Origin of the sequence: Actinoallomurus acaciae (assembly GCF_042429965.1) — a bacterium.
In the GTDB taxonomy this organism is placed as follows: Bacteria; Actinomycetota; Actinomycetes; order Streptosporangiales; family Streptosporangiaceae; genus Actinoallomurus; species Actinoallomurus acaciae.
Genome location: NZ_JBHLZP010000732.1, coordinates 1 through 5,676 on the forward strand (window position 1 = coordinate 1; position 5,676 = coordinate 5,676).

The 5,676-nt window shown below is 71.1% G+C and carries 6 protein-coding genes; 1 reads left to right on the forward strand and 5 read right to left on the reverse strand.

All coding sequences use genetic code 11. The annotated features are described in order from the left end of the window. On the reverse strand, positions 1-1,368 hold a 1,368-nt coding region (locus ACFFNX_RS45900), incomplete at its 3' end, for an AfsR/SARP family transcriptional regulator (protein ID WP_378212629.1). Positions 1,369-1,503: 135 nt separating this feature from the next. On the opposite strand from ACFFNX_RS45900, the gene ACFFNX_RS45905 reads away from it, so the two are divergent. Further along, positions 1,504-1,869 (forward strand): hypothetical protein, encoded by a 366-nt coding sequence (locus ACFFNX_RS45905; protein WP_378212630.1) that lies wholly within the window; start codon positions 1,504-1,506, stop codon positions 1,867-1,869. Positions 1,870-2,101: 232 nt separating this feature from the next. On the opposite strand, the gene ACFFNX_RS45910 is transcribed toward ACFFNX_RS45905, so the two are convergent. The 4 genes from ACFFNX_RS45910 to ACFFNX_RS45925 all read right to left on the reverse strand — a co-directional run. Further along, positions 2,102-3,019, reverse strand: a complete 918-nt coding sequence (locus ACFFNX_RS45910; RefSeq protein ID WP_378212631.1) for a YqcI/YcgG family protein — start codon at positions 3,017-3,019, stop codon at positions 2,102-2,104. Positions 3,020-3,033: 14 nt separating this feature from the next. Then, positions 3,034-3,189, reverse strand: coding sequence for a cupin domain-containing protein (locus tag ACFFNX_RS45915; RefSeq protein WP_378212632.1), 156 nt, complete (start codon positions 3,187-3,189; stop codon positions 3,034-3,036). A 17-nt stretch (positions 3,190-3,206) separates the two neighbouring features. Beyond that, complete coding sequence (locus ACFFNX_RS45920; protein WP_378212634.1) at positions 3,207-4,442, reverse strand: hypothetical protein; 1,236 nt, start codon at positions 4,440-4,442, stop codon at positions 3,207-3,209. A gap of 135 nt (positions 4,443-4,577) precedes the next feature. Then, a partial coding sequence (locus ACFFNX_RS45925) for an SDR family NAD(P)-dependent oxidoreductase (protein ID WP_378212636.1) occupies positions 4,578-5,676 on the reverse strand: 1,099 nt, incomplete at its 5' end.

Below are 5,676 nucleotides of genomic sequence, written 5' to 3' on the forward strand. Positions count from 1 at the left end.
CCCGCACAGCTCCGCGACCCGCGCCGCGCCGTCGGGGTCGGCGGCCACCCGGTCGGCGACGGCGAGCCGGTCGAGTACGGTCAGCGCCTCGGCCTCGGACATGACGTCGAGCCGCAGATGAACGACACCGTCGAGGGTGGACAGCATGCGGCGGCTGGTGATCAGCACGGCGCAGCCCGGCGCGCCGGGCAGCAGCGGCCGCACCTGGGCCGCGTCGGCCGCGTCGTCCAGCACGATGAGCATCTTGCGGCCGGCGGTGAGCGAGCGAAAGCGCGCCGCCGCCTCGTCGACGTCGTCGAGGGCGTGCTCACCGCTCGCGCCGAGCGTCCGCGACCACCGGCCGAGCACCTTCATGGCCGGCAGCCGTTCCAGCCCGACCGTGGAACCGCGAAGGTTGACGTACAGCTGGCCGTCCGGGAAGGCGGTGGCCACCTCGTGCGCGGCGCGGACGGCGAGCGCCGACTTGCCGCTGCCGCCGACGCCGTTGATCGCGGCGATGACCGGCGAACCGGGATCGGCCGTGAGCATGGCGCGGAGCCGCTCGACCTCGCCGGACCGTCCGGTGAAGGTGGCGATGTCGAGCGGCAGCTCGGCGGGCACCTGCGCGGACGGCGACTCGCGCCTCGGTAGATCGAGCGCGGGATCGTTCACGAGGATGGCGCGTTGGAGGTCGCGCAGGCGAGGTCCCGGCTCCAGCCCGAGCTCGTCGGCGAGCACCTTCCGGCCCTCGCGGTACACGTCGAGCGCCTCGGCCCGCCGGCCGAGACGGTAGAGCGCGAGAATGAGCTGCGCGCGCGGCCGTTCGCGGAACGGATGCTCGGCCACGAGCGCGGTCAGCCGCCCGACGACGTCGGCGTGGTTGCCGAGGTCCAGCTCGGCGTCGAGCAGGTCCTCTTCGGCCGTCCGCCGCTGCTCGGCGAGCCGCTGCGCCTCGTCGGCCGCCATCGTCAGGTGGTCCAGGCCCGCGAACGCCGGTCCTCGCCACAGCGTGAGGGCCTGGCGCAACAGGTCCACGCCCGCACCGGTGCGTCCCTCGGCGAGCGCCGCGCGGCCCCGCTCCACGAGCCGCTCGAAGCGGGTGGCGTCGAGCTCGTCCGGGCCGACCGTCAGCAGATAGCCCGGCGCCCGGTGGACCAGGCGATCGTCGTCGTCCAGCGCCCGGCGCAGGTGGTGGAGCTGGATCTGCAGGCTCTTCGCGGCCGTACGCGGGGGCGCCTCGCCCCAGAGCCCGTCGACGAGGGCGTCGGCCGAGACGACGGTGTTGGGCCGGCAGAGCAGCAGGGCGAGCAGATCGCGTCGCTGCGGCGGCAGGTCGACCGCCCGCGCCCCGTCGTGGATCTCCAGTGGCCCGAGAACCCCGAACTCCATCGCTGGCCTCCCGTACCGGCCTCGCCGACAACCATCTCACAACCAGACCCCAACCAAGGGAGGTAATAGTCGGCGCAATGCGGGGGGCGAATTCGTGTCACCGCAGTTCACGGCAAGCGCAGGAAAGGAACGGACATGCGCGCAGCGATCCGTGTGACCGGCGGCGTGATGGCCGCGGGCCTGGCGGTGGCGGCCTTCTCGTCGCCGGCGTCGGCGCAGACGGACGGAACGGTCTCGGCCCAGGCGGTGAAGACCTACAGCGGGAAGTTCGAGCACTACGACGGCTGCATCGAGATGCTCGGCACGCACTGGTACCTGATCCAGGACGGTCGTTACAAGATCGGCGGAAACGGCGGCCTCTACGGCCCCAAGGGCTTCATCGCCTACCCGGGTTGGAAGATCAAGGCCAAGGGCACGGCCTACCGCGCCAAGGGCAGCACGTTCTGCACGACCTACCCGCCGAGCTACTACTTCAAGAAGGCGACCGTCTGGCACCCGTGACCGAACCGGCCCGGCACGGGGGCGGGCAGGGGCCAGGGGGCGCCCACCCCCTGGCCCCTGCCTCGCCGGACCGGCCCGGACCGTTGACGGTGACGCCGGTGAGCGACGGTGGCGCCGTCACCGGCGCCGCCCCGCAGAGCAAGGTGATCGCGACCGCGCCTGCGCGCCTACGCTCGGCCGTCGAGTCACCGCCGACTGGGCGAACATCGGCGCGGCCCGGGCTGGAAGGTGGCTACCCGGCCGCCCTGGCGGCCGGGCGCATGTCGGTCCAGATTCGTTCGATGTGGTCCAGGCATGTCCGCCGGTCTCCCCGCACGCCGGCATGCCGCCAGCCGGCGGGGAGGTCACGGCCGTCCGGCCACAGGGAGTACTCCCGGCGGCCGTTGACGACGACCTGTTGGACGGAACGGTCCCACCGCGCCTTCCGGTGGAACGGGCAGCCGTGGATCTCCTCCTCATTGGTGTCCGGCAGGAAGTACTGCTTCCACTCCCGGTTGCCCTCGTCGCCGTAGTCACCGAGTTGGGGGGCGGGTTCCATCCCGTCGAACCGGCGTATCCGCTTGCGGATCACCCGGCGGGCCGCGTCTCCCCGCGGGGCGCCCGGTTCGAGTCCCTCGAAGACCCAGCGGGGCTGGAAGGTGATGACCATTCCGCTGCTGTGGCGGCTCCGGCGCCGGGTGTGCGCCGGAGTGTTGCAGACGACGAATATCGGTGTGTCGGCGAAGCTGAACTCCCACAGGGTTTCGCCCGGATCCTCCGGTATGTCGCCGGGCCACGGCAGCGTGTCCTTTTGGTGCAGATATTGGTGCAGATACTGGAGGACCTCCCAGAAGCGGGAGAAGTAGGAGGACAGCGAGGCGGGCTCCTCCTCCGGGCGGAAGAAGACGACGAGTGAGGTGTCCCGGTCGATGTCCTGATAGACGCGGAGGTACTCATTGAGGATGTCGGGCAGCGCCCCCCAGCGGCTCGGGTCCTTCGCGCTGTCGATGAACCCGAAGCGCAAGGACTTCTTCTTGGCGGCGGCGATCGCGAACGTACAGGGGAAGGACTTCTCCAGCAGCAGCGTCGACATGAGTTCCTCGACGCAGGCCCGGCCCCAGTCCGGAAGATCCCCGATGGTGTGGCTCTCCACACCGGCTTCGATGCTCACATTCGATCCCGGGGTCAGAAGCGCTGGTACATCTCTTCGGGGATGATCGGCTGATGGTAGGTACAGGATCCGGACAGGACGACGGAGCCGTGCAGGCGCCCCAGCGGGATCAGTAGTTTGTCGCCCTGTTCCAGCTTGATCTGGTGGGTGACGTTGTTCCAGAAGTGCATCTGCCCCACCTCGATCATCACCACCGGTGTTCGTCGTGGACGTGGGTGGTGGAGGTCTCCTCACACGACTCCACGAACGTGTCGAGGTCGACGTCGATGTGCTCATCGGTGATGTGCCTCTGGATCCGCTCGGCGCGTTCCATGTAGGCCGGGATGTCATCCGCCCAGGCGAGTTGCTCGGACAGGTCGCGGTCCCAGAGCCCGGCGAGCCGGCGGGCGTCCTCAAAACCCGCGTGGAACTCCTCGATGACCGGGCTTCCGAACCGCGAGGTCAGCGGCTCAAGCAGCTCGGTGACCAGCGCGTCGAGCCGGTTCTCGTCGAACGCCGCGTCGCTCTCGAACAGGCCGGTCCGGTGGTCGAAGGCCTCCTCGAACACGGCGGCGTACCGGCCCGCCGTGACCATGTCGTCGATCTTCTTGTGCACCCAGGCGCCGAGGAAGCGGAAGGCGTGCTCGCGGGTCCGGGACAAGTAGTGGAGGTGGTTGCCCCGGCCGAGCGAGGTGCCCAGGTAGAGCTGCCAGTACGCCGCGGTGCCCGGCTTGAGCCCGGCCGCGGCGAGCAGTCGGCGGTACTCGGGTGCGCGGCCGGACCAGCCGGCGTAGTCGGCGAGGAGCGAGTCGCGCAGCGTCGGGTGGGCTTGGGTGTACTCGCCGATCGCTCCATGCCCGATCGCGTGGTACGCGGCGGGGAGGTACGCGGACAGCTGGAGCAGCACGAATGTCGCCGCCTCGCGGCGGTCGCGGCGGGTCAGCGCGATGGCGAAGGCGTCGTCGCGGGCCGCCGACCGTTCCTCGTGGTACGCGCGCAGCCTTGCCTTGAGCGGGCCGAGTTCGGGCGTGGCGAGCGGCTCACGGTCCAGGTCGAGGTGGGTGAACAGGTGCCGTTCCAGGATGGGGCCGGCGAGCGCCCCGAGCACCCGGTTGTCGAGGGAGTAGAAGTCTCCGCGGTGGCGGTCGGCGACCGGGTTGGCCGCCGGGGGCAGGTGCAGCAGGTCGGTGTCGTAGACGTTCCGGAGCATGCGGTGGCCGAGCAGCCAGCTCAGCAGCAGGGTCTTGTCGGCCGGCATCGGGGTGGCGTAGTCCAGCCAGGCGAGGTCGTCAGGCCGTACGGGCCGGCGGTAGGGGTCCTCTTCGGTGGTCAGCTCCTCCTGAGTGGCCGCGCGGAAGGCGGAGTTGGCCGCGAATCTTCGGACGATGTCGTTGGGGTCGGTGCCGTCCAACTTCGTGATGAGCTCGGCGGGCGTGGTGACCATGGCAACTCCTCCGGGTCAGGTGTCCGATGACCTAGCGGGAGGCTAACTTAGGTTAGCCTTACCTAACAAGAGCCTTTGTGACAGTGTGTTGTGAATTGCGCTTCAGGCTCTTTTACTGGAGCCCTGCGCGTGAGTTCAGCCGGTGCGCGGACGTCTTCGTGCGGTGCGGCGCCGCTCCGCGCGGGACCGCCCGCGCGTGCCGGTCACGGCGGGTTTCCGGTCCGGTTCAAGGGCTCCGGCGAGGGAGCGTACGGTCGGGCGGCGGAAGAGCTCCACCATGGACAGCTCGCGGCCGAGGCGCTCCTCGAGCAGGCCGTGCACGCGAGTCGCCTGAAGGGACCCTCCGCCCAGGTCGAAGAAGTCGTCCTCGGGCCCGACGGCGGCCACTCCGAGCACCTCGGCCCAGGTCGCGGCGATGACGGTCTCCAAGCCGGGACGCGGCTCACCGGCCCGGTCCGGCGTCACACCGGCGAGACGTGTCCGGTCCACCGCGCCGGTCCCGGGCACCCGTGGCAGGGCGTCGAGGCGTACGACGCGGTGCCCGAGCGGCGTGCCGTACCGGTCCCGCGCGTCCGCCGCGGACGCGGTGCCGGAGCCTGAGTCGGTGTAGGCGACCAGGCGCCGCAGCGGGTGCACCTCGGTCAGGTGCGAGGCGATCCATGGACGGGCCGGGTCGAGCCCGATGAGCTGGTGCGGCGCGTCCCGGCCCAGCGCGACGCGGAGCGAGCGCAGCGCCTCCTCCGGCGGCAGCACGCGGTAGCCGCGACTCTCCGTGAGCGCCGTGAGGGGATGCCCGGCGCTCATACCGGTCTCCTCCCACATGCTCCACGCCAGGCTGTACGCGTCGAGGCCGCGCACGACCAGACCGGCCGCGAGCGCGTCGAGGTAGGCGTTCGCGGCGGCGTACGCGCCCACCGACGCGCCGCCGAACAGCCCGTTGACGGAGGAGAAGGAGACGAACAGCGTGCCGGGCCGGTCGCGCAGCAGGTCGTGCAGGTTCCGCGCGCCGTCGACCTTGGCCGCGAGGATCTCCTCCAGATGGGCGGGGTCACAGCGGTCCAGGGGCCGCTCGCCGTACCGGCCCGCGAGGTGGAACACCCCGTCCAGCCGTGCGCCCCAGCCGTGCTCGGCCTCCGCGACGGCCCGGGTGAGGGCGTCCCGGTCGGTCACGTCGGCGACGGCGGTCCGGACGGACGCACCGGCGGGCTCGGCGGTCCGGCCGAGGGCCAGCACC

Excerpts from the sequence above, each read along its gene's own strand:
- ACFFNX_RS45905 (WP_378212630.1), top strand. The coding sequence starts at position 1,504 with ATGCGCGCAGCGATCCGTGTGACCGGCGGCGTGATGGCCGCGGGCCTG.
- ACFFNX_RS45915 (WP_378212632.1), bottom strand. The coding sequence starts at position 3,189 with ATGCACTTCTGGAACAACGTCACCCACCAGATCAAGCTGGAACAGGGC.
- ACFFNX_RS45920 (WP_378212634.1), bottom strand. The coding sequence starts at position 4,442 with ATGGTCACCACGCCCGCCGAGCTCATCACGAAGTTGGACGGCACCGAC.